The organism is Paenibacillus tyrphae (assembly GCF_027925525.1).
Taxonomy (GTDB): Bacteria; Bacillota; Bacilli; order Paenibacillales; family NBRC-103111; genus Paenibacillus_G; species Paenibacillus_G tyrfis_B.
The window spans coordinates 126011-148733 of record NZ_BSDJ01000010.1; the positions used below are offsets into that span (position 1 = coordinate 126011).

Annotated in this window: 29 protein-coding genes; 9 read left to right on the forward strand and 20 right to left on the reverse strand. The window is 49.6% G+C overall.

Annotation, left to right across the window (positions count from 1 at the left end; all coding sequences use genetic code 11):
- Positions 1-31: 31 nt before the first annotated feature.
- Positions 32-382 carry a DoxX family protein gene (locus QMG93_RS14095; RefSeq protein WP_281937662.1) on the forward strand — a complete coding sequence of 117 codons (351 nt, stop codon included), beginning with the start codon at positions 32-34 and terminating at the stop codon, positions 380-382.
- 43 nt (positions 383-425) lie between these two features.
- On the opposite strand, the gene QMG93_RS14100 is transcribed toward QMG93_RS14095, so the two are convergent.
- From QMG93_RS14100 to QMG93_RS14120, 5 genes are all read right to left on the reverse strand, one after another.
- On the reverse strand, positions 426-740 hold the full coding sequence (locus tag QMG93_RS14100) for a hypothetical protein (RefSeq protein WP_281937417.1): 315 nt from the start codon (positions 738-740) through the stop codon (positions 426-428).
- 52 nt (positions 741-792) lie between these two features.
- Positions 793-1218: a hypothetical protein gene (locus tag QMG93_RS14105; RefSeq protein ID WP_281937419.1), complete on the reverse strand. Its 426-nt coding sequence runs from the start codon at positions 1216-1218 to the stop codon at positions 793-795.
- Entirely contained in the window at positions 1218-1364 is a 147-nt protein-coding gene (locus tag QMG93_RS14110; protein ID WP_281937421.1) for a hypothetical protein, read from the reverse strand. Before QMG93_RS14110 ends, QMG93_RS14105 begins: the two co-directional genes overlap by 1 nt.
- A 330-nt stretch (positions 1365-1694) precedes the next feature.
- Complete coding sequence (locus tag QMG93_RS14115; protein ID WP_281937423.1) at positions 1695-2204, reverse strand: hypothetical protein; 510 nt, start codon at positions 2202-2204, stop codon at positions 1695-1697.
- A 139-nt stretch (positions 2205-2343) separates the two neighbouring features.
- Positions 2344-2544, reverse strand: coding sequence for a hypothetical protein (locus tag QMG93_RS14120; RefSeq protein WP_281937425.1), 201 nt, complete (start codon positions 2542-2544; stop codon positions 2344-2346).
- A gap of 93 nt (positions 2545-2637) precedes the next feature.
- On the opposite strand from QMG93_RS14120, the gene nfi reads away from it, so the two are divergent.
- Positions 2638-3327 (forward strand): deoxyribonuclease V, encoded by a 690-nt coding sequence (nfi, locus tag QMG93_RS14125; protein WP_281937427.1) that lies wholly within the window; start codon positions 2638-2640, stop codon positions 3325-3327.
- 53 nt (positions 3328-3380) lie between these two features.
- Here the strand turns inward: nfi and QMG93_RS14130 are convergent, their stop codons facing one another.
- From QMG93_RS14130 to QMG93_RS14140, 3 genes are read right to left on the reverse strand one after another with little or no spacing between them, the layout of a single operon-like run.
- Positions 3381-3662 carry a hypothetical protein gene (locus tag QMG93_RS14130; protein ID WP_281937429.1) on the reverse strand — a complete coding sequence of 94 codons (282 nt, stop codon included), beginning with the start codon at positions 3660-3662 and terminating at the stop codon, positions 3381-3383.
- Between the two features lie 17 nt (positions 3663-3679).
- Positions 3680-4141, reverse strand: coding sequence for a DUF2269 domain-containing protein (locus tag QMG93_RS14135; protein WP_281937431.1), 462 nt, complete (start codon positions 4139-4141; stop codon positions 3680-3682).
- Between the two features lie 2 nt (positions 4142-4143).
- Complete coding sequence (locus QMG93_RS14140) at positions 4144-4683, reverse strand: PadR family transcriptional regulator (protein ID WP_281937432.1); 540 nt, start codon at positions 4681-4683, stop codon at positions 4144-4146.
- Between the two features lie 216 nt (positions 4684-4899).
- Here QMG93_RS14140 and QMG93_RS14145 point away from each other — a divergent pair, with 216 nt between their 5' ends.
- Positions 4900-5457, forward strand: a complete 558-nt coding sequence (locus tag QMG93_RS14145; RefSeq protein WP_281937433.1) for an NADPH-dependent FMN reductase — start codon at positions 4900-4902, stop codon at positions 5455-5457.
- A 4-nt stretch (positions 5458-5461) separates the two neighbouring features.
- Here QMG93_RS14145 and QMG93_RS14150 read toward each other — a convergent pair whose 3' ends face one another.
- Positions 5462-5782: a GNAT family N-acetyltransferase gene (locus QMG93_RS14150; RefSeq protein ID WP_281937435.1), complete on the reverse strand. Its 321-nt coding sequence runs from the start codon at positions 5780-5782 to the stop codon at positions 5462-5464.
- 274 nt (positions 5783-6056) lie between these two features.
- Positions 6057-6788: an alpha/beta fold hydrolase gene (locus QMG93_RS14155; protein ID WP_281937438.1), complete on the reverse strand. Its 732-nt coding sequence runs from the start codon at positions 6786-6788 to the stop codon at positions 6057-6059.
- Between the two features lie 117 nt (positions 6789-6905).
- Here QMG93_RS14155 and QMG93_RS14160 point away from each other — a divergent pair, with 117 nt between their 5' ends.
- Positions 6906-7847, forward strand: coding sequence for a helix-turn-helix transcriptional regulator (locus QMG93_RS14160; protein WP_281937440.1), 942 nt, complete (start codon positions 6906-6908; stop codon positions 7845-7847).
- A 120-nt stretch (positions 7848-7967) separates the two neighbouring features.
- Positions 7968-8219, forward strand: a complete 252-nt coding sequence (locus tag QMG93_RS14165; RefSeq protein ID WP_281937442.1) for a hypothetical protein — start codon at positions 7968-7970, stop codon at positions 8217-8219.
- A gap of 344 nt (positions 8220-8563) precedes the next feature.
- On the opposite strand, the gene QMG93_RS14170 is transcribed toward QMG93_RS14165, so the two are convergent.
- The 6 genes from QMG93_RS14170 to QMG93_RS14195 form a co-directional block, all read right to left on the reverse strand.
- Positions 8564-8908, reverse strand: coding sequence for a MerR family transcriptional regulator (locus QMG93_RS14170; protein ID WP_216790498.1), 345 nt, complete (start codon positions 8906-8908; stop codon positions 8564-8566).
- 75 nt (positions 8909-8983) lie between these two features.
- The gene (locus QMG93_RS14175) at positions 8984-9724 is read right to left on the reverse strand and encodes an SDR family oxidoreductase (RefSeq protein WP_281937446.1); all 741 of its coding nucleotides are present in this window, start codon (positions 9722-9724) and stop codon (positions 8984-8986) included.
- A gap of 229 nt (positions 9725-9953) precedes the next feature.
- On the reverse strand, positions 9954-11402 hold the full coding sequence (locus tag QMG93_RS14180) for a DHA2 family efflux MFS transporter permease subunit (RefSeq protein ID WP_281937448.1): 1449 nt from the start codon (positions 11400-11402) through the stop codon (positions 9954-9956).
- Positions 11399-12463, reverse strand: a complete 1065-nt coding sequence (locus QMG93_RS14185; RefSeq protein ID WP_281937450.1) for a bifunctional transcriptional activator/DNA repair enzyme AdaA — start codon at positions 12461-12463, stop codon at positions 11399-11401. Before QMG93_RS14185 ends, QMG93_RS14180 begins: the two co-directional genes overlap by 4 nt.
- Positions 12464-12710: 247 nt before the next feature.
- The gene (locus QMG93_RS14190; protein WP_281937451.1) at positions 12711-12950 is read right to left on the reverse strand and encodes a hypothetical protein; all 240 of its coding nucleotides are present in this window, start codon (positions 12948-12950) and stop codon (positions 12711-12713) included.
- Positions 12951-12986: 36 nt separating this feature from the next.
- Complete coding sequence (locus tag QMG93_RS14195) at positions 12987-13121, reverse strand: hypothetical protein (RefSeq protein WP_010500956.1); 135 nt, start codon at positions 13119-13121, stop codon at positions 12987-12989.
- Positions 13122-13278: 157 nt separating this feature from the next.
- Between QMG93_RS14195 and QMG93_RS14200 the strand changes: the two genes are divergently transcribed.
- The 4 genes from QMG93_RS14200 to QMG93_RS14215 all read left to right on the forward strand — a co-directional run bounded on the left by QMG93_RS14200 (position 13279) and on the right by QMG93_RS14215 (position 18789).
- Complete coding sequence (locus QMG93_RS14200; RefSeq protein WP_281937454.1) at positions 13279-15267, forward strand: 5'-nucleotidase C-terminal domain-containing protein; 1989 nt, start codon at positions 13279-13281, stop codon at positions 15265-15267.
- A gap of 183 nt (positions 15268-15450) precedes the next feature.
- Positions 15451-16203, forward strand: a complete 753-nt coding sequence (locus tag QMG93_RS14205) for a hypothetical protein (RefSeq protein ID WP_281937456.1) — start codon at positions 15451-15453, stop codon at positions 16201-16203.
- A 164-nt stretch (positions 16204-16367) separates the two neighbouring features.
- Entirely contained in the window at positions 16368-17735 is a 1368-nt protein-coding gene (locus QMG93_RS14210; protein WP_281937458.1) for an ABC transporter substrate-binding protein, read from the forward strand.
- Positions 17736-17775: 40 nt separating this feature from the next.
- A complete protein-coding gene (locus QMG93_RS14215; protein ID WP_281937460.1) occupies positions 17776-18789 on the forward strand; it encodes a S66 peptidase family protein in 1014 nt (337 codons plus the stop codon).
- Between the two features lie 361 nt (positions 18790-19150).
- Here the strand turns inward: QMG93_RS14215 and QMG93_RS14220 are convergent, their stop codons facing one another.
- The 4 genes from QMG93_RS14220 to QMG93_RS14235 are packed head-to-tail and all read right to left on the reverse strand — an operon-like array spanning position 19151 to position 22699.
- Positions 19151-20365, reverse strand: coding sequence for a M24 family metallopeptidase (locus QMG93_RS14220; RefSeq protein WP_281937462.1), 1215 nt, complete (start codon positions 20363-20365; stop codon positions 19151-19153).
- Between the two features lie 27 nt (positions 20366-20392).
- Entirely contained in the window at positions 20393-21151 is a 759-nt protein-coding gene (locus QMG93_RS14225; RefSeq protein WP_281937465.1) for an amino acid ABC transporter ATP-binding protein, read from the reverse strand.
- Between the two features lie 15 nt (positions 21152-21166).
- Positions 21167-21811: an amino acid ABC transporter permease gene (locus tag QMG93_RS14230; protein WP_010500973.1), complete on the reverse strand. Its 645-nt coding sequence runs from the start codon at positions 21809-21811 to the stop codon at positions 21167-21169.
- 27 nt (positions 21812-21838) lie between these two features.
- On the reverse strand, positions 21839-22699 hold the full coding sequence (locus QMG93_RS14235) for a transporter substrate-binding domain-containing protein (RefSeq protein WP_281937468.1): 861 nt from the start codon (positions 22697-22699) through the stop codon (positions 21839-21841).
- Positions 22700-22723 lie beyond the last annotated feature (24 nt).

Consider the following 22723-nt stretch of genomic DNA (forward strand, 5'->3'; position numbering starts at 1 on the left):
ATGCACAACATTTTCAAAGGAGTGAAGTCAAATCATAGCTAAAGTCTTGCAAGTGATTCTGGCCGTTTTTATTTTTACAGGGGGCATTATAAAACTGTTACGTGTTCCGTTTCAGGTTGAGCATTGGCAGCACTACCAATACCCATTGTGGTTCATGTCAGTAACCGGATTTCTTGAACTGATTGGAGGTATAATGCTGATTGCCAGTATCCGGAACCGACGGTTGGCTATTGGGGCAGGCGCATTATTGGTAATTCTCTTGTTAGGAGCGATTCATGCCCATATTTTTCGGGCAAATCAACCGGTTGCAACCACCATTCCCGCATGGGTCTGTTTGATTTTGTCGATCATGGTCATTATCCGGAACCTGAAGAAAGTATAATTGGCACGATACAAGCAGTTGCGAAAGCAGCTATCCTTGTGTCTTAACGATTTTCTCTATCTTCTGCAATTTGTCGTGCCATTTTAAAGCTATTCATAAAGTATTCAAGCGGTAACTCTTCTTTGTAATCTTCGTCATGTTCAAAAAGTTTGAAGTTCGCTTTATGTTGAATTAAATCTTCGACTAAATCTTTCATTTTTTCCATCTCATTATTATTCACATAATCAACTTCCATAAGAGGATTGATATTACTAATACGAGTTTTAATCTCTGATAGATCTAAACCCGTATGTTTCTTGATAGTCATTAACAAATGACTAGCGCTTTCAGATAAAAGCGTTATAGCGATTCTCGTCATAGACAACTCTTCCTTCTTTTTTATATAAAATGCACGTAAGAAAGGGAGTTTTTCATATTGATTCCATTTTCCCTTTATGATTTCTAGCCAGATTTAAAACTTCAATACCAAAATTCAAGCCGTAGTCATCAGCATCATAAATACTCTCATACATTCGTCCAATATATTCAAAATCAGGACTCATATAATCTTCTGGAATAGCACCACCTATTTTTGATGAAAAATACCTATCCTCTTCCTCATCACTATAAATTCCAAGACCAATCTCTAATACATCTGGTTCTAGCCCTTCTTCATAGTATATGATACGCTCTTTTAATCGATTAATAGGAATACCTTCATTATTACTATTCAATTCTGCACCAATTGGTACTTCTACAATAATTGGAATATCTTCTTCATTAACATCTTGATATATTTGCCAACATAAAACCCCTTCAATATTCGGAAACTTCTCCTTATCGCAATAGATTTGCATTACAAATCCATATTGTTCATCTTCGAAATAAAATAGGGAATTTTTTCAGGTTTATGAGTTGGTACCCCTCCAATTTTATCAAGGTAAATATTTTTTTCATCTCCTGGAACACGTTCCCTCGTTTTCATGTAGAATACCCGTTTCATTTTTGCCTCCTGTTCTTCTAGTGTTTTGCAAATAATTTTATCTTATTATCATATCCAGCTTCTCTAGAGCTTTTTTTCACTTACACCAAAGTGAATATCTACAGGCCTATTATCAACATGAGGTTACTAAAGCATTATCAGCGTTACCCGTCCCCTATGTTGTAAAACCAATCTACTAAAAAGTAACGGCGGTTGCTAAGACTACTAGCGATACCACCTATTAGCTTGCCTGTTTTCTGCTTGTTCGGGGAGACGGAACGCTGTCATCATGCCGTAGATTATTGTTGGGGTTGTAAATGGGCTTACACAAAAATATGTTGACAGACCCTGTTAGAAGTTTTCTTGTTTCCAGTCAGTCTCACATTTTTTTTCGTAAGTTATAAAACCTTCAGTCGAATATCTTTTTTCAAGCATTCTGCTAGCTTCGTATTTACTACAATCCTTCTCCATATAAATTTCATCTTGTAAAAATAATATAAATATAGAACTAGAGGCATCGTTATTCGCCAAATAGAAGCCCAATAATTCGTTGTATTGAGTGCTAAAAAACAAACCTATATACTCTATTTTGAGTTTAATATTTTCCTTGCATTCAATTAATCCTTCATAACTAGCAAATAAATTAAAATCATCCAAATCGTAAATTCTATTCACTGAGATTAACGGATTCATGCCTTTTATATACAAGCCTATAACATCACCATTATCTTTCTCAAGGAAAAGGACATGGTCTAATCTCTCATTATCATCCTCATCATGTAAATAAATCATATTGGAAATTTCTTTTTGCTCGAAAAAATAATCAAACTTTTTTGTAAAAGATATTATATAGTTATTCATAGTCGTCCTCACTCTCTAATCAAATCTAATTCGGATTTTAACTTACTTGATAAACGATCTCCTTTTTTATTTAAGAAAGTCAATAGTTCGTTTGTATTTCGATTAACTAAAACAACTGCATCACCCTGAACAAAAGCGTCTACAGAGTCGATTGTATTCCACTCAAAAGGTTTCGAATTGCGAGATTTTTTGAGTCATTTACAATTGATAAAATGAACTCTTTCATCCCTTCTTTATCCCCTTTTTTAACTGGAACACCTAAATCCCTTGAAGTTTCATAAATATCTTGAGCATGTTTTTTAATTTTTTTTGGAATTTGGATTAAAATTCGCACCAACATTACCCGTCCCCTTAGTACTAATCGGTTATAATAACTTAAGGAATATTTTGCTGCAAACCGATTGGAATTTTTAAACTTCTTGGGGGCTTGATCATGGAACCGGTAGTGAAGCATGCATGGAATTTATCTGAAATGGATGCAGTCAAACTGCAACAAGAGTTGTCTTTAAAAATCGTAAAGGAAGATCAACTTAAAGAAGTTAATTATGTGGCTGGAGTAGACGTAGCGTACAGCGAACATAGTGACAAATTAATCGCGGCAATCGTTATTTTAGAAGCAAGTTCATTACATATCATAGAATCGGTTGTGGTGGAAGACATGGTTCATTTTCCATATATCCCCGGTTTGTTTTCATTCAGGGAGATTCCTCCTCTGCTCAAAGCATTCAAGCAAATAAAAACCCCTCCGCAGCTCATCGTCTGCGACGGTCAGGGAATGGCTCACCCCAGACGATTTGGATTAGCGAGTCATTTGGGAGTTCTATTCGACATTCCTACCATCGGATGCGGAAAAACGAAGTTATTAGGGGAGTTCCAAGACCCTGAAGTAAAAAGAGGTTCCTCTTCTCCATTAGTTGATCATAGGGAGGTGATCGGGGCTGTGTTAAGAACTCAGGATCATGTTAAACCTATTTTCGTGTCCATTGGTCATCGCATTTCCTTAGCCACGGCTTGCGAATGGATCTTAAAGCTCTCCCCGAAATATCGTTTGCCGGAAACAACGCGGCAAGCCGATCAGCTTGTGAATAAAGTTTTAGCCGGTCTTCAAAGAGAACAGGAATAAACGAAAGGGCGGATTTCCGCCCTATAAAAACTGTTACCCTATCATATTAGAACTCATATGAATTGTATGGTTGAACCTTTCTTTATCCTCTCTATGTCCACCCTTTCTCTAATATTTAACCCAATAAGAGGAAAATTGGCAATGGAAAAAGACACACTGACATCCTTAATCTCATATTCAAAGCTTGTCCCGTCTACATTACTTACGGCTATCTTTGAACCAATCAAGTTCTTTAATTTTGTAATTTTATAAGGATCCGTTTCATCTACACTAATCTTTAGCACCACACCGCGGTTTGGCAGATCAATAACGTCTTCTAACCTCATGATCTCCATAAGATCCGCTTCCTCTCTCAAAACGGCTTAACCAGCATCAAGTACAGCACGACCAGCGGGATGATGATGACCAGTGTGCCGAACACATCCCATGTACGGGAAGCTTTCCGATACGCAGCGGTAAGCGCGCCTTCCGTTTCGGCAACGACGCTTTCCTTCATCATTTTCCGTTGGGCGGGAATGAGGAGAATGCCCCAGATTAAGCCGCTGAGCACAAACAAGCCTTCCGACGCCGTCATCCAGTTCAGCTCTGCGAGTGAATACCCGTTCAAGGCGGCCATGATGTGGCCTGTTGCGAGCAGCAGGATGACGCCGGGCAGCGTAAACCAGTAATCGGCGTGCATCACATTGCGCGCCACCCGCCGGATGTGGGCCAGATCTTGACCGCGCTCCGCCGACAGCTTCCAGAACGCCGCCGTAATGATGTTGCCGAGGAACAGCACAGCCCCAAGCACGTGCAAAAAAATTAACGCTCCCATGTTCACTTCTCCTCCTTGTGTTGACTATCCAGCATTGCTGCGCATTCCAATAAGGCATCGATTTTGGCCTGGTGATAGCGAATGCCGATGGTAAGAGAAAGCAGCTGATGCTTGGGCATCTGCTGATGATACTGATCATGCATCCCTTGAAGGATGCTCAGCTTCGCTTCGTGCTGCTTGCGGCTTTGCCCGATCCAATCCAGCATTTCGCCCTCGTCCATCTTCCCGCCAAAAAACAGCCTCATGCACACATCGGAACGTACATTATCTTCCTCGACCGGCTGCTCGTAATATTGAGCCAGAACCGCCCGCCCGGCCTCCGTGATGGAATATTCGTTTTTGTTCGGGCGGTCCTCCTGTATAATCGTGCGTTTCTCGATACAGCCTTCCTTTTCCAAGTTTTTGAGCGTCGGATAGACGCTGCCGTAGCTTCCCTCGAAGAAAAAGGAGATCGGTCCTTCAAAATTTTTTTTGATTTCGTACCCGGTCATCGGCCGCTTGCTTAATAGGGCAAGGGCCACATACTTGGCCTGCAGCTGCATCGGCGCAGCCTCCTTTGATGATATAATCATTATTCATATTCATAATGTTAATATAAATGCGGCACGGCGATTTGTCCAGTTTTTTTCTTGCTATATGAAAAAAGCTCCCGAGATCTTGATGACCGGGGAGCGGATGTTCATTTATGGTCCCATTGACTATGACATTAATGATATGGTTTATAATGCGGATACCGAATAGAAAAGAGGGTGGACTGAATGAAGCAACGAAGTCTAGTAGTGCTAGGAATATCCGGAAGTTTGCGCGAGCAGTCGTCTAATACACGGCTGCTCTCGATCATCGGAGGAATGATGCCCGCCGGTATGGAGTTTCGTATGTATCAAGGGCTCGCGAGTTTACCGCATTTCAGTCCGGACTTAGACGGTGACGAAGCTCATTGGCATGGGGCGGTGCGCGAATGGCGGGAGGAGCTGCGAGCGGCGAATGCGATCGTGATCTGTACGCCGGAATATGCGCGGGGCGTGCCGGGCACGCTCAAGAACGCGCTGGACTGGATCGTATCCTCGGGCGAGTTCGTGAACAAGCCGACGGCGGTCGTAAGCGCGTCTCCGCATCCGGATGGCGGCGCTACAGCGCTGCAATCGCTGACACTAACTCTCAAGATGATGAGCGCGGCTATCCCGGACGAAGCGTCACTTGCCGTTCCGTTCGTTAGCAAGATGATCGGACCGGATGGCAGCGTGACGGATACGAACACCTTGTCATCGCTGCTCAATCTGGTTCGGGCGCTGTCGCAGGCCATTCCGGAGAAATAATTTGTTATGTGCTAATGGGGCAGTCGGTGAACGAATGCAGCATGAAACGCATGACATGACGCCGACTTCCCGCAGTACCCACCTCGACAAAGCCGAACTCTTTAAATTGCGGAACAAATCCCATAAAACGATAGCTTGGGGAATCGGGGGCAACAGGGTAAGCTTCAACAACGGCTGCACCTCTTTGCCTCGCATGTTCAACCGCCGCTTGAAGCAGTTGTTTCATGACCCCTCGTCCGCGAAACTCACGAGCTATATAGAAGCAAACCAAAGACCAAACATGATCGGGATTCTCATTGGTTTCGTATAATCCCCCCGAGATCACGATAAGTTGAACGCGGAGCGATGGAGCACCATGCTACGGGCTCGTCGCCCGCATATCCCAAGATACCTATGGGAATGTTCTTGAACCATGTTCCGGATTGCAGCTTTTTTGGTTACCTTCGTTTTCCGATCTTCAGGTTTCCCGCGCCAAACCATACACCAGCAATTTTTTGGTCCGCCCCGACGTTCAAAAAGCTTCTCAAAATCCGGCCAACGACCTTGATCGACTTCAAAGAAATCCAGCTTTACAAAAGGATTGGAAATATCCATTACCTTTATGACCTCGCATTTATCATGAATTCCTCTAAAATAGCTCTTAACCCATCCGGATCGCTAAGCATGGGCAGGTGCCCTGTGTCCAGACTTCGTACCCATTGGGGGGAAAGGTTCGAAATCATTTTATTTTGCAAAGAAGGACTGAACTCCTTGTCTTTGGTTAGCTTTACATATAACGTTGGAACCGCCGGCAGGGATACCTTGATTCGGTCCGTATACACGCGTATGGCCTCGGGTGTGAACCCTTTGATGATCTCCGCGGTTTGTTCTGCTGAAAGATCGCTGCACAATCCCGCACGAATTGCCGCTTCCGGCGGCTTCGTACCGATGATTCGCAAGATGGTTGAGATTAGCATTCTTTGGGGGAATGGCAGCACGGACAAAAAGGAACCGCCGTTTTTCGGAATCGCTGCCCCTACCGAGATATAGCCTGCTAAACGATCGTTTCGTTCAGATGCAAGCCGAAGACCGATCACTCCCCCAAGCGAATGCGCCACGATAACGAACCTCCGAGCTCCCCATTCGTCTACTTGTCTTTTTACATGAGTAACATAATCGTCTAGAGAAAGCTTTTTCCGCGATTCCATTGAATCTTGTCTTCGAGGATAAGTGGCCATCAGATAAGGATAATCAAGTCCATCCACAACTTTGCTCCAGATACGGCTATCCAGTCCCGCTCCGCTAAGGAAAACGAAACCTATCTTTTCTTGAGTGCCTTCTTGAATGGACATCTTCTTTTCCTCCATTGCCGGTTAAGATGATTACAAGTTAAATGTAGCATTTAAATACGACAAATTATGGCTTATTTATATGCTAAGATAAAAATAATACATGGAGGAGGGAAGGTATTGCAGAAGTCACAGCGGCTAATCCAAATGATGATGAGAATAAACGCCAGCAAGTCATTTACTGTCCGGGAGTTGGCCGATGAATACGGACTGTCCAGCCGAACGATTACGCGGGACTTGCAGGAACTAAGCGAGCTCGGTGTTCCCATCTACTCTGTCCAAGGAAGAGGGGGAGGTTATAGGCTGCTCCAGGAAAGGCTCCTCCCACCGATCAGTTTCTCTGAAGGCGAAGCCATTGCGATGTTTTTTGCATGCCAATCTTTGGATTATTTTAGTTCACTGCCATTTGGCGAGGGAGCAGATTCCGCGCTTCGCAAGTTTTACCACTATTTACCTGCGGATGTAAAAGAGAAGATTGATCGTTTAAAGAACAGGATCATGTTCTGGAGTCCCTATCGATGGATGTCTCCGGAGGTTCTCCAAACCTTACTGCAGGCTATTATGATTCGCAGCGTTGTTACCATCAAATACAAATCCGGCAGCGGCGTTTCGGAGCGCAATATTCAGCCCATCGGACTCTATGCGAGTTCCGGCTTCTGGTATTGTCCCGCATTTTGCTTTCTACGGGAAGAAATCAGGCAGTTTAGAGCAGATCGGATTCTGTCTGCCGCGATCAATGAATCGATTCCTTGCCGGGATGATATCACGCAGAAGACGCTAATGGATAAGCCCCGAAAAGACCAACAGGAACAAACGGTGCTCCGGCTGGAGCTGACGAAAAAAGGCGTCTGGTTGCTGGAATCGAATTCGCGGATCGCTCCCTATATCGTGTGCAATGAGGACGGAAGCGGGTATGCCGACATCCGGATCGCTGCAGAGGACTTGAGCTTTTACGTGGACTTTATCTGGCAATTCGGGAGTGATGTGAAAATAACGGGACCTATCGAAGCCATAACGTATATGAAACAAAAAATCGAGTCCGTGCGGCTGCTGTATTGTTAAACAGCTATCTTTTTGTGAATTCGCTACGTAATGACGTACCACCCTATCGTTTACGATCTGCTACAATGTGCGTCATCGGGACTAAAAATCAGTCCATTACTCCGAAAAGATGGTGAAATCATGGAGAACGAGTTTGCAGATAAGTACGAGCATTTATTGGTAGAGGAGAAGGAGTTATCGCAAAAAATCGCAACGTGCGAGCAATGCGTTACCGCCGTGCTCGGTTGTATTGAGCAGCATTCGGATTCGATTCATTTGCACACGGTCGAAGATGTGGTCGGCTTAATCCATACGATCAGCAGCGATTTGCAAACGGAGCTGTTGCATTTGAGACTGGAAAAGAGTGTAATGACAAGCAAGCTGAATACATAAGTAAAATCTTTCTTCGTTAAATTCCATATTACGGTATAGGAAAACCGTCATCTGGTTGTTTTTCTACAGTTTCACTTTATATCCCCCTGCTTCGCCAAGGAAATCCTTTCTTGTCAATCCAGTCTAACAGTTGCTTTGCATATCTTTCAAAAATCTCTTGGTCGATCCTTATATACGCCCAAAGCCATCTCGTCGTTGGCGGCGAAGTAATCGAATAGAGGAGGGGGCTCTTCTCGGCTTAAACCGGCAACATCCGTTTGACCTTCGGGTCAGGCGGATGTCCGGGAAGCGTAAGGTCTGTACAGCCGCCTTAATCGCAAAAACGTTCGGCAGGGTTACGCTGGCTACCTCATCGCTTTATACAAATCGATCTTACGATGAATCATGGCTTGATACGACATCAGTCGATCGATTTGCGATTTTACGTTTTCTCCTTGCTTTTCAAGCAGGCAGATACGTTGGTCGATGGTCTTGTTTCCCTGTACAAATTCCTTGATATCCGAAATGGACATCCCCGTCGCCCGAAGACAACAAATAAATTCGAGCATTTCAATGTCTTTTCTTTCATACAGGCGTATGCCGCTTTCATTGCGGTTCACGATCGGCATAATGCCTTCCTTCTCGTAATATCGCAAAGTATGAATGGATAAGCCGGTTTGCTCCGACACTTGACCGATCGTGTAGCTCATCGTTAATCCCTCCTGTTGAAGCCTATTCAAAATAAAGGCCCACCTGCAACAAGGTGAGCAATCGTAGTAATATCATTATAATTCCTGGTTCGTCGGCCTTACAATGATTTCATTGACAGCCGTATGTTCCGGTTGGGAAATCGCATATAGAATCGAATGGGCGATGGCTTCGGCCGGCAATGAAATTTGCAATGCATCGCTTATACTTTTTTTAATTTCTTCGTTCGAAATGGTATGTACCAACTCCGTTGATACGGCACCGGGACAAATAATCGTTGTGCGAATGTTATTTTCGGCTTCTTCTTGCCGCAAAGCATCGGTAATCGCCCGGACGGCAAATTTTGTTCCCGAATAGACAGCCCATGTTTTTCTTACGATATGTCCCGTCACGGACGAAACATTAATAATGTGCCCTTGTTTTCGTTCCCGCATATACGGAAGAACCGCAGCAATACCGTAAAGCACGCCTTTCATGTTTACGTCAATCATGCGATCCCATTCGTCTACCTTCTTTTCGTGCAAAAAAGAAAGCGGCATGATCCCTGCGTTGTTAATCAGAACATCCATTTGTCCGAAGGTGTCGAAGGTAAACTGCGCAAGCTCTTCCATTTCCTTATGAGAAGTAACGTCAGTCGTTTTAAAGACGGCTGTGCCGCCTTGTGTTTCAACGCTTGCTTTAAGATGCTGCAAGCGTTCCTCACGTCTAGCGGCAAGTACAACCTTGGCTCCGTTAGCGGCAAGCACTTTGGCCGTGGCTTCGCCGATACCGCTCGAGGCTCCGGTTAAAATAACGACTTTTCCTTCCACGTTCAACATACCAGACCATCCCTCCAGGTTTCGAGATTTTTCAAGTATAGAACCTAGAGTGCTCTCGAGGTCAAGGCTTTAGCTTAAAATATAAAACGACGATAATGCCGTACATTGGAAGCGGGCAATGGGGATGTGGCTGACCACCCGCCATGCAGGGCCTTAACAAAAGCCGAGAGAGGCATGCGTTTCGAAAACAGATTTTTGCAGCAACTTTCAATGAAACCCATCTCGCTCCTTATGCTCGTGACTCACTTGCGGTCTTCTTCTGCGGCCGCAGAAGAAATACTCCGAGCACGACCGCGAGTGCGAGAAAGACCGCGAAGAACCGGAAACCGATGTTCGAAGCATGGATCAGAGAGTCCTTTGATTGATGACCCAATTCTTCAACTCCCGCCCCGGATAACAGTCTCGAAGCGACATCGGACTTGGCGACCAACTGCACAACGGCCAGTGCAAGCGCCTGGCTGATTGCTCGGCACATGTTGTATACGGTCCAGAACATCCCGGATGCGGAACCTGCTTGCTCTTGTGGAGCGGCCGATAATACGGCTTTCGCAAGCGATGGCCAGGAAAGTCCCGTAGCGGCGGAAATGATCATAAGCGGGATGACGACAGCCATGTTCGACAGTTGGGGACCGAGCTGCCCAAGCATCAGGAGCGCGAGGCCGATCAGTAACGACCCGAGTAGAATCATTCTTGCGGGGCCGAAACGGTCGGCCAGCCTGCCTCCGAATGGAGCTGTGAAAAGTTGGGGAACGGACAGCGGGATTAGCATGAGTCCTGATTCCAATGGACTGAGATTTTGAGCACCTTGCAAATACAGCGTCAGAAGAATGGTGACGGCGAAATAACCGATACAGTAGCTCATCGTGATCCCGAGTCCTATCGAATAGTTCCGGTAAGCAAGGAGGCTCAGATGAAACAACGGATACCGCGCCCTCATCTCAATGAATACGAACGCAATCCACAGGAACATCGCTGTTACGAACAGCCCGAGTGTCTTTCCCGATGCCCATCCCCATGTCTGACCCTCAGACAAGGCGATAAGCAGGGCGGTCAGCCCGGGCCCGAACGTCAATAGGCCGGGCCAGTCAGTCTTGACCTTCTCACCCGTAAAAGTATCTCTAAGAAAGAGGATGCCGGCGGCTAGACCGATGACACCGATCGGAACGACCGAGTAGAACATGGAGCGCCATCCGAACTCGCCGATCAGTGCGCCCCCGAGAACTGGACCGATGAGCGAGCCGGTCACCCATGCGATGTTGTTGATGCCGAGAGCGACCCCGAGCTCATTGGGCGGAAATGTCCGTATCAAGATCGGAGTGGATGCCGCCATCGCCATAGCGGCGCCGGTACCTTGCAGCAGACGAGCTGCAATCAGCGCTTCGCCGGAGCTTGACATACCGCAAAGTGCAGTAGCAAGTGTAAACAAAGCGAACCCCCATAGAAAAACACGTTTCGTTCCGAGCATATCCGACCATCGGCCGGAAGGAAGCAGGAATACGGTACTTGTGATGTAAAACGAAGTAATCGTCCACATCCCTGTTCCGATCGAAAGGTGCAAATTCTCCATTAGCGGCGGCAGACCCGTGATCACGATCGTCGCGTCGAGATTGGTAATAAATGATACAAGCGTGACCACAAATAAAACGGACCATTTGCCCGACTGCATGATTTTCATCATCTTGTTTGCTCCTCCGTGGACCATTTCTTCTCATGGCCTAGCAGCCATCGTTTTCGCAATATACCTCCTCCATAACCGCCTAAGTCGCCATTCAAGTTGATAACGCGGTGACATGGAATCACAATCGCCAGTTGGTTGGCGCCATTCGCTTGGGCTACGGCGCGATAAGCGCCTGGCTTTCCAATCGCCACAGCAATGTCCGCATAGGAAGTCGTCTGACCCGGTGGAATCTCCCGCAGTTGTTCCCATACCCTCTTCTGAAAAGGCGATCCCAGTAGTCTCAACGGCGTGTTGAATTCCGTTAACTTGCCTTCGAAATAATCTTCCAGCTCACTCTCAATCGAACGAATTGGCGGTGCGCTGCCTGGAATAACCGCGGATTTTGTCCTTCTTCTCAGACGTTCAACCTCGCGTTCCAAGCCCCGGCGGTCTACGAATTCGAGCAAATAAAGTGTTTCATCGTCAGCGATTGCGATCATTGGGCCAAGCTGAGTATCCAACCACGATGCCTTCAAAATCGGTTGATTGCCCAACTGGGCAGGCGCTGCACCCATAATGCGCGAGAACGCGTCCCTGAAGCCGCTGCCGGATTCGTAACCGGCGGACAACTGGGCCTCGATGACCGCGCTGCCCGCCCGGATATGCTTCAGGGCGATTCCCATTCGACGGGCTCTTGCATATTCGACAAATGTCATGCCGAACCGCTTCTTGAACTGGCGGCGGGCCGTTGAAGCATCCACGGATAATTTCCGGAAGTCTTCTTCCGTCCAGCGTCGTTCCGGATTTTCTTCCACTGCGTTGACTAGCTTTTGAATAAGCTCCGAGACATGGCTGGGATGAGACAACGGACGGCAGCGCTGGCAGGGTCGGAATGATGCCAGAAGGGCTTCCTTTGCCGTCTCGTAAAATTCGCAGTTCTCAAATTTGGGTTTTCTTGCCGGACATGTTGGTCGGCAGAACACGCCGGTTGTCTTGACGCCGACATAGAAGATGCCTTCATATTCGGACTTTTTATCGATAAGCGCCCGGTAATACACGAGTTTTAGATCGGCCGGTATCATTCTGCCCCTCCTTTAAATCATGCAGTTTCAGATTCAATGGATGCCTTACGGAACCCATTATGATTATATCGCTTTCGAAAAAAAATACCGCCGAAAATCGGGCATTGATTTTTTTGCATATCAATCCATTGAGAGGGCTTATTTAGGGTCTTCTACTAAGTTATACCGAAAAACAACAACCAAAAAGCTTCATCTAACGATGCCGTGTTGGGCATGCCAGATGAAGCTTTTTGGTTTGCTTCGTCGCTTATTCCGCTTCCTCCGTCACCTCGTCCAACCTGACCGCCGCGTCGAAGACGGATTCCCCGGGGACGTTGGTGATGTCCTCTTTCGCCCGAACCTGCTGCTTAATGTTCTCGTAAAAGCTCTGAAACGACTGGTCGAGCAGCGCTTCGCGGTTCGGATCGTTATTGACGTCGGAATCGACTTCTAGGCTTCGGATATCCGCGGCACTTCCGTCTGCCGTCTTGTTGTTATCGGGGATCATAGCGCAATTCCCTTTCATTTTCTTTCCTTCAAGCGGTCACTTGTTGTTCAAGTTTCTCAGCACTTGGGCCGGCATTTCTTTGCGGTCTTCCTCGGCTTTCTTTTCTTTGGTCTTATCGTCCGGGTTCGCCGAATTGTACCGGGCTGCGTCCATCCCGTCCATAATATTCATGGGAAATCCCTCCTTTACCGATATCATGGCTTTTGCCGGCGGATTTTATTCCGCGGGCTCGCGAGCCTTCATATAAACTTAACCTTGTCCCAAGCGGTTTTATAATATAATGGTTCAACGAGAGGCAGGCATAATCTTCTAAACAACGAGGTGGAGCATGAACAAGACGGCACGTTCTTTCGGCTTTGCACTGCTGGCGGTTGGTTTGGCATTTCCTGCATGGATTGGCAGTATCTCCAGTGTCCGGGCGGAAGCTTCCGGCAGTCCATCCGTATCCTTGCTGTATTTCAACGACGGACACGAAATCAGTCCGGTGACCGACAAGCTCGGCACCCGCGGCGGTGTAGCCCGGGTGAAGACGCTGGTGGACAGCGTACCGGGTGAGAAAATCGTCGCTTTCGGCGGCGATCTGGGCGGCGGCACGTTATTCGGAGGCGTTTTCAAAGGGCATCCGATGGTGGAAGCCTTTAACCGGATTCCGGTCGATGTCGCGAATTTTGGGCAGCACGATTTCGACGCAGGTGTCCCCAATACGCTGGAGCTGATCAGCAATTCGCGCTTTCGGTGGATCTCCTCCAACTTGACCGGAAGCGACGGGAAGCCGTTCGCTCAAGTGCCGGAGTACGTTGTCATGGAGAAGCAAGGCATCCGTATCGGCATCCTCGGCCTGACCAGCGCCATGGAAACGACGATGCGGGACGAGCGGGTTAAAAGCCTGAACGTGATCGAATCCGCCCAAAAAGCGGTGGCCAAGCTGAAACAGTCAAAAGTGGATCTGATCGTGGCGTTAACGCAGGAGCCGGTTGCGGACGATAAAGCGCTGCTGGCGGCCGTCCCCGACATCCGGGCGATTTTTACCGAGGAAGAAGCGGAAGAGAAATCGTTCGTCCATGAGGTCGACGGCGGCATCCGGCTCATTTTCTCGCCTCAAGGCAATATGGGATCGATCATTCGACTCATCGTGAACAAAGAAACGGACGGGTCGATCCGTTTATCGCATGAAATTTTGAAAGTCGACGAAACCGTTCAAGAGGACAAGCCGCTGGCTGAGCTGGCTGCCGGGTACCAGGCCAAGCTGGATGCGGAGCTGGGCAAAAAGGTGGCCTCGTTGGCCGCAGATTTGCCTTACGGGGATAACCATGAATCCCGCTTCCGGGAAACGGCTATCGGCAATTGGATTGCCGACGCGTACCGCGATTATTACGGGACCGACATCGCTTTTGCAAACGGCGGCGGTATTCGGGCGAGCGCCAAAAAAGGCGATTTCACCTTAAAGGACGCCAAATCGATATTGCCCTTCGGCAATAAGATTGTGAAGGTGGAAGCGACCGGAGAGATGGTGCTGGCCGCGCTCGAAAACGGAGTGTCGGGCGTGGAGAAGCTGGCAGGTGGCTTTTTGCAGGTTTCTGGCATTGCCTACGAATACGACGCGGACAAGCCTTCCGGTCAGCGGGTGCGGAACGTTCGAATCGGCGGACAGCCGATCGATAAAGATGCCGTCTATACGTTGGCCTTGTCCAACTATATGTTCACCGGCGGCGACAATTACACGATGTTTGCAAAAGCAAAAGCCCTCGTAGGAGCGGGGGAGGCGCTAACGGATTTCGAACTGCTTGCGGCGTATGCTTCCAAGCTGAAGCAGATTCATGTCCAGCCGGAGGGCCGGATCGTCGTCAAAGGCTTCGCCGACGTACCGTCCGGTCATTGGGCACATGCCGCGGTCAAAGGGTTGACCGGTGCAGGCGTCAGGAGCGGCGCGGGCGAAGGGCGGTTCGCTCCCAATGCAGGCTTGTCTCGCAAGGAGGCAGGCGAGATGGTGTCCAAGGCATCGGCCCGGGAAGCACACGCCTCGGTATGGACCGAGCTCGGACTGGGCGGCGAAGATATGGCAGCCCCGGTTGTGCGGCAGGAACTGGCGCTCCTCGCCAAATGGCTGTACGAGAACAAAACAGGCAAAACGCTGCCCGTCGCAGCGAAGTCACCGTTTGTGGACGACGCGGCGATGCCGGACGGAATGAAAGCGGCAGCGGCCGGGCTGGCCCAGCTCGGCTTCGTCGAGGGGCGGCAGCCGAATCAGTTCGCCCCGCAGGAACAGGCGACGCGGGCGGAAGTGGCGCACTTGGTCTGGAACATCCTCCATAAATAAATTCAAAACAAGCCGGTGCTTACCTACTGCGAGGTAACGTCCGGCTTGTTTTCCATATTCAGCATTTATTCAGCTTACGCTCAACCAACGCTCAGCCCAAACTAAGGTTCCATTAATGTACAGCGCCTATACTTCAAAGTGTAAGTGAAACACACATTCGAAAACAAAAGGAGACAGGAAACCATGAAAACAATCGGAAAAAAATTGATGGCAGGAACTATTGCAGCAGGCTTTCTTCTCGGAGGAGCCGGATTATATTACACTCAAGCATATGCAGCAACAACGACCACGGAAAGCGGCACAACCGCAGATAGCGCGCAGCAGGGACATGGGCACGGGAAGTTCGGCAAGGGCGGCTTCGGCCGGGAAGAGCACGGCTTCCGCGGCGTGAACATTCTGAAAGAAACGGCCACGCTGCTTAACCTGGATGAGAAAACGTTAAAGGACGAGCTGAAGCAGAACAAAACGCTGGCGCAAATCGCGCAGGAAAAAGGGGGCTTGACGGAAGACGCCTTCATCCAAAAGCTGACCGACACCGAAACGAAGGCGATTGACGATGCGGTGAGCGCGGGCAAGATTACGCAGGATCAAGCGGACAAGCGTAAAGCCAATCTGGCAGATCACTTGAAGAAAGCCGTGACCGCGACGAAGCTGGAAGGTCATCACGGCGAAAAAGGCGAAAGAGGAGCTTTCGGGATGATGGGCAATCCCGAGAATCTGACGAAGATTTTGGGTATTACCCAGCAGGAGCTCGCCGACGCGATGAAAGCAGGCAAATCGCTGGCTGAAATCGCGCAGGACAAAGGCATTAGCCGCGACCAGCTCATCAGCCAAATCAAATCGAACCTGGACGATGCGATCGGCAAATTCGTAGACCGCAAGCCGGGACAGCACAAGGATGCGGTTTCTGCGGACTCCGCTAACAGCGCAAACTAAAACGATATAGAGAAAAGGTCTTGTCTCTTATATGGAGGCAAGATCTTTTTTTATGCCACTTCGCAACTGTCTTTGAGATACTGAACCATAAAATGGTAGAATAGGTTTGGATGCATTTTGAAAAACAGGTTTAGATTTCAATAGGGGAACAGGAGTAGATGGTTTTGAAAAAGGTTATGCTGCTTGGCATCGTCGGCGGACTGGCATGCACTGCTACAGGCTGCACCTGGATGTCTGATACGAGAGAACAGGACAAGCTCTCGGGCTCGATCAAGGTCGTATATTGGAGCAAAAACAGCTTTATGCAAAACTATGGGAATCTTTTCAGCGCCAAATATCCGGATCTCGCGGTTGAGGTTCTTCCTTTGGACGGACTTTACAAGCCGCAGCAGGATAATAAAAAAGCCTTTGACGATTACGTTCAGCTTCACAATCCCGATGTATTGTTGTTGGATTCGGAGCAATTCGAAAGATACGCAGGTTCCGGCAAGCTCAAAGCGCTGGACGCCGATATGAAAAAGGACGCCTATGATACGAAAGGCTATTATTCGGGCGTTTTGGAGTATCTGAAAAGAGCGGGGGACGGCAAAATTTATGGACTCGCTCCTTATTTTAACTGTGAAGCCGTTTTTTACAATAAAAAGCTGTTTGCAGAGTATGGCATCCCGTTCCCGGAAAATAAAATGAGCTGGAACGAGCTTATTTTGTTATCTCAACGATTTTCAAAACAAAACGAAGATCCCCCGGTCTACGGTTTGGAAGGCCGTCATCTGACGAATCCTTTTATATTCGCAACGACGGTTGGCGCCAGCTACGGGTTGAAATATTTGGACCCTGAGTCGAAGAAAATGACCTTGAACACGCCCGAATGGGCGAAAATTTTTAAGCTGGTTGCGGAGACGTTTCAGAAAGGGGATTTTTATAAGGCTGACCTGGCCTCAAGCCAGAGCCCGTCTCCGGGAAGCAAAAGAGATGATGTGCTGAAGCAGCAGTATCCGTTCTTACATGGGCAAATCGCCATGACGATTCAAGGTGTTGATTTCGTCGATGTACTAAGTACGATGTCAGGGCTCCCTTTTGAGTGGGATTTGGTTACGGTGCCCGTTGATCGGAGCAATCCCAATAGCGGCAATTCCATGTCAGTGAATGAAATTTTTTCGGTCAACGTAAACTCTCAAAATCCTGTGGCCTCTTGGAAGTTCATCGAATACGTGAATAGCGATGCCTTCGCCCGCATTATGACCAAATCGACCTTGAAAGCTTTACCTGCCCGATTGAGCGCTATGCCTAAAGAGGAACGAAACGTGAAAGCTTTCTACGAATTAATCCCGCCGAACGAATCGATGTATAAGAACTTCGACAAGCTGCCCGACCATTTTTTGATGACCTTCGATTCGATTATCAACGAGGAGATGGAGAAGTTATTAAAAGGTAAGAGTACGGCGGAAACGGCATTGCAACAAATCGAGGCCCGCTCGCAAGCCGAGCTGGATAAACCAAAGGATGAAATTCCGGTTGCTCCAAAAAGCTAGTTTTGGTAATATCGTGTAATTTGGGAGAGGGGGACTTACGATGAACTACCCGGTTTTCAAAGAAGCAGCAACGATTGGCGTAACCGCCCCGTCCTCCGGGGTACCTACGGCATTGCATGATTTACTCAAGCTCTCGTGCAGCCGCATGCAGAGCAGAGGCTTTGACGTCGTTTGCGGAGAAACGGTGTGGACGCAAGAGAAGGCTAAGTCCGCGCCGGCTCAAGTCCGCGCGAAGGAATTCAACGCCATGATGAACAATGATGCGATCGATATGATCATTCCGCCTTGGGGCGGGGAGCTGCTGATCGAGATTCTCGAGTACATCGATTTCGAACAGTTGCCGAGCAAGTGGATTTTGGGCTATTCGGATGTCAGCGCATTGCTGCTGGCAGTCACTTTAAAAACCGGCCTGGCGACGGCTCACGGAACGAATCTGGTCGATTTGCGAGGCGAATGTTCTGACGAAACCACCGCCATGTGGCAAGCGGTCTTATCGACGAAAACGGACGAATCCGTCCTCCAGCATTCCTCGCCGAAGTATCAGAAGGAATGGAAACACGCCGACCCTTCGCCGTGCATCTACCATTTAACTGAGCCTACGTATTGGAAAACCGTGTCCGGGGCAAAAGCGAACCTCCAAGGCCGTTTGCTTGGCGGCTGCATCGATATCATCCGACATTTGGTCGGCACCCCGTTCGGTGACGTGCGGCATTTCCAAAAGCGTTTTATTTATGAGGACCCTATCGTCTGGTATTTGGAAAATTGCGAGCTGCCCACAACCGATTTGCGCAGGTCGTTAGTGCAAATGAAGCTGGCCGGCTGGTTTGAGCATTGTTCCGGCATCCTGTTTGGCCGCAGCAGCGCTAATCAGCCGGTGGAAGGCTACACGGCTGAAGACGTTTATCAAGAGCTGGCCGAGGAGCTGCAGGTCCCTATTGTTTACGATATCGATTGCGGCCATGTCCCGCCGCAGATGACATTCATCAACGGAGCGTATGCCGAAATCGAGGTCGAAGGCGGCAAAGGGACGGTCAAGCAATTTTTTAAGCCATAGTCCATAAACCTACGCAAAAAAGGTCAAAAAGACAGCGTGTACATATCTGGAGCTTGTTGAGAAAGAGGTTTTAACTGATTTAGAGAAACATACGGAGGCGGGGTATCCACTGGAGAAGCGATAGCGGCCGCCTTTGTCTTCGGGAAATGTCCGCTGACAAGCGGCTTCCAATCAAATTTCCCGAGGACCCGGGGTCCCCGCAAAGTACTCGGATTCAGCTTCCTTGACTGGACTTCACTTTGTGGGGTGGAGCAGCGGTCGGAAGTGGATACCCCGCCCCTCGTACACCTCTATACATAAGTTGAACTCTTTCCCAACAAGCTCAGAACAACGTAAACGCGTCTTTTTGACCTTTTTTCATCTACAACGAAATCAAATCCCGCGACAGCTTGTTCAGCCGCTCGCAGCCGTTGTCCGTCACCAGCACCATATCCTCGATCATGATCGAGCCGACACCATAGCCGTAGTACGGCGTTTCCAGACAGATGACCATGCCCGGACGGAAGACGGTTTCCTCCGACGGGCTCAGGAACGGGGCTTCCTCGGCCGCGAGGCTCAGTCCCGCACTGTGCCCCAGATGGCCCCGGTTGTAATTCGGGAGGCCCGAGTGGCGGATCAGCGGCATCACTTCGTCAAAAGCGTGCTTCATCGGCATGCCGGGCTCGATCAGCTCCAGCAGCCGGTCGTGTCCGGCACGCAGCGCACCGTAGATGCGCTTCACCGTATCGGACGGCGAGCCAAGTACGAACGTGCGTGCAATGTCCGAGCCGTAGCCGGCCACATCGACGCCGACGTCGAATTTGATCAGATCGCCCGGCTGTCCCGGACGCGTATCGAAAATATGCGCAGGCGCAAAATGCGCCCCGACCGAAATCATGTGGAAGCGGGAGGGCGAGCCGTCGGCGTGGGTCAGCAGTGCGAGCCGGAAAGCATCGGCAATCTCGGCGGCCGAGCTGCCGGCCCGGATTCCCTTGATCGTCTCGGCGATGCCGATTTCGGCGTATTCGCAGCTTTTGCGCAGCTGCGCGATTTCCCAAGGCGTCTTGAGCGCGCGCAGCTCGGTCAGGCTCGCTCCGGCTTCCGTGAATTCCAAGTCCGGCACGGCTTCGCGCAGCGCATTCACGGCAGGATACCGCATGGAGTTCAGCTCCACGGCCACCTTGCCGCTATTGATCCCGTGTTCGGCCAGCACCTGCCCGAGCAGCCCGAACATCTCCTGCACTTGATGGTTCACGGGCCGCCGCCCCTCGTAATTGCCGCCGCGCAATCCGAGCGGATCGTCGACGTCGACCCAGGTCGGGTACGTGCGCAGCTCGCACCCAGGCAAATCCGCCGGAACGCCTGCGGCCTCAAATTCGTTCATGATGATCACCGTGCGGCGGCTTGGATCACGGAACATCACGGCCAGCGCGACTTCGTTCATGCGCAGCGTATACATAAACGTGCTGGGGTGGCCGGACAAATAGTAGAAATTTTCACAGCTTGACGCCACGAGTGCTTCCACATTTTCCCTCTCCATAATCGCCCGCGCCCGCTCCGCGACGTTCTTCAAATGCTCTGCTTTGCTCGGAATCACAATGTCCACTCCTTCGAATCTTACTCGTTACTCCGTCTCCGGCGAGCCTTCGATTTGCCGCAAAAACTTGCGGGCCCGGTCCGTCTGCGGCTGGACGAAAAATTGCTCCGGCGTACCTTCTTCCTGAATTTTGCCGTCGCTCATAAAAATAACCCGGTTCGCCGCTTCCCGCGCAAACTTCATCTCATGGGTGACGACGATCATCGTCATGCCTTCTGCCGCAAGCTGCTTCATGACGGACAGCACCTCCCCCGTCAATTCGGGGTCGAGGGCGGATGTCGGCTCGTCGAACAGCATGATCTGCGGCTGCATGGCAAGAGCCCGGGCAATTGCGACCCGCTGCTGCTGGCCGCCGGATAGCCGGGAAGGATATTCATTCTTTTTATTGAGCAATCCCACCTTGGCGAGCAGCGATTCTCCGATTTCGACGGCCTGCTTCTGGTTCATCTTTTTAACAATCGTGGGAGCCATAATCACGTTCTCCAAAGCGGTCATATGGGGAAACAAATTGAACGACTGGAACACCATGCCGGTTAACGTACGGATGTGCCGGATCGCCTGTTTCTTGCTTGCCGCGTCCATGGGAGCGGCCCATGCCGCATCGCCCACCCGGATCGAGCCGGCGTCGGGCTCCTCCAGTCCGTTCAGGCAGCGCAGCAGCGTGCTTTTGCCGGAGCCACTCGGGCCGACCAAGACCACGATTTCGCGGGAGCGGATATGTAGATTGATGTCGCGGAAGACGACCAGATCGCCGAAGCTTTTGCCGAGTTGGTTTACCTCGATCATGCAGATCACACGCCCTTAATAAGCTTTTGACAAACGAGATTCGATGCGGTCTAAAATGTACGAAAAGAACATGCTCATCACCCAATACATAATAGCAATGGCGATATAAAAAGGCATCGCGACATAATACTGCGCAATCAGCAGTTGGGCGGAGCGCAGCAGCTCGGTCACGGTAACGACGGACACGAGCGACGTCTCCTTCAGCATCCCGATGAACGTATTGCCCATCGGCGGGATCGCCACGCGGGCCGCCTGTGGTAGCACCACCCGCCGCATCGTCTGCCAGGGCGTCAAGCCCAGCGATAGAGCGGCTTCCGTCTGCCCCTTGGGCACGGACAGAATAGCGCCGCGGAACGTCTCGGACAAGTAGGCGCCGATATTGATACTAAGTGAAATAAAGGCCGCTGTGAGCGGCCCGAGCGTAATCCCGTAGTCGGGTAGTCCGTAATAGATAATGAAGATCTGTACCAGAATCGGGGTTCCGCGAATGATGGACACGTAACCTTTGGCCAGATTACTTATGAGCCAATTTCCTTTGAGGCGGGCGATGGCGACGACCATCCCGATGATGAGTCCGAAGAACATCGAGACGATCGTGATCAGCAGCGTATAATACGCGCCCGTTAATAGAAATTGGAAGTTCTGTAAAACCAGTTCCATGCCGTGCATCCTCCCGGTCCGCGCTGATTAGAAGTTCGGGTCTACGCCAAACCATTTTTGGAAAATCTCTTTGAACGTGCCGTCCGTCTTCATCTCGGCCAGCGCTTTATTGATCGCATCGAGCAGCTCCGGGTTGTTTTTGCGGATGGCGATGCCGGCAAAATCCTCTTTAATCGGATCGCCGACCGCTTTGACCTTGAACTGGTTTTTCTCGATCAGCGGCTTGATGGCGAATACGTTATTGATCGTCGCGTCGATGCGGCCGACGTTCAGGTCCTTCAGCGACGTAATGACATCGTTATATGTGGCGATTTCGAATGTACCGACCTTCGGCATCGCGACGTCGCGCAAATATTTCTCGTCGTTCGTGCCGAGGCCGACGCCGATCTTTTTGCCTTTGAAGTCTTCGAGCTTCTGGATCGTCGTGTTGTCGCTCTTGACGATGACGTTTACGGCGTTTTTCACGTAAGGGGTCGAGAAGTCCATCGTTTTCTTGCGGTCTTCGGTGATCGTGACCTGGCTCACGAGCGCGTCGTACTTGTCCTTTTGCAGCCCTTCGATCAATCCGGAAAATTCGCCGGTGATGAATTCGACTTGAACGCCCAGACGTTTCGCTACCGCCTTGGCAACGTCCGCATCGAAGCCGTCGATCTCGTGCTTGTCGTTCAGGAAGTTGTAAGGAGCATAGGTGCCCATGAGCCCGACACGGATTTTACCGGCTTTCTTGATTTGCTCAAGCGAGTTAGCGGCGGTTGTCGTCTCGGCCGGTTTCTTGCCGGCGTTCGCATCCGGTGTCGGGGCAGGCTTGCTTCCGCAGCCCGCGAGCGCGATCGCAAGAACGCTCAGCAGCGAAACGGATTTCACAAATTTGCTTAATTTGATAGACATAACAGTTGCCTCCTTGTGGGTCTT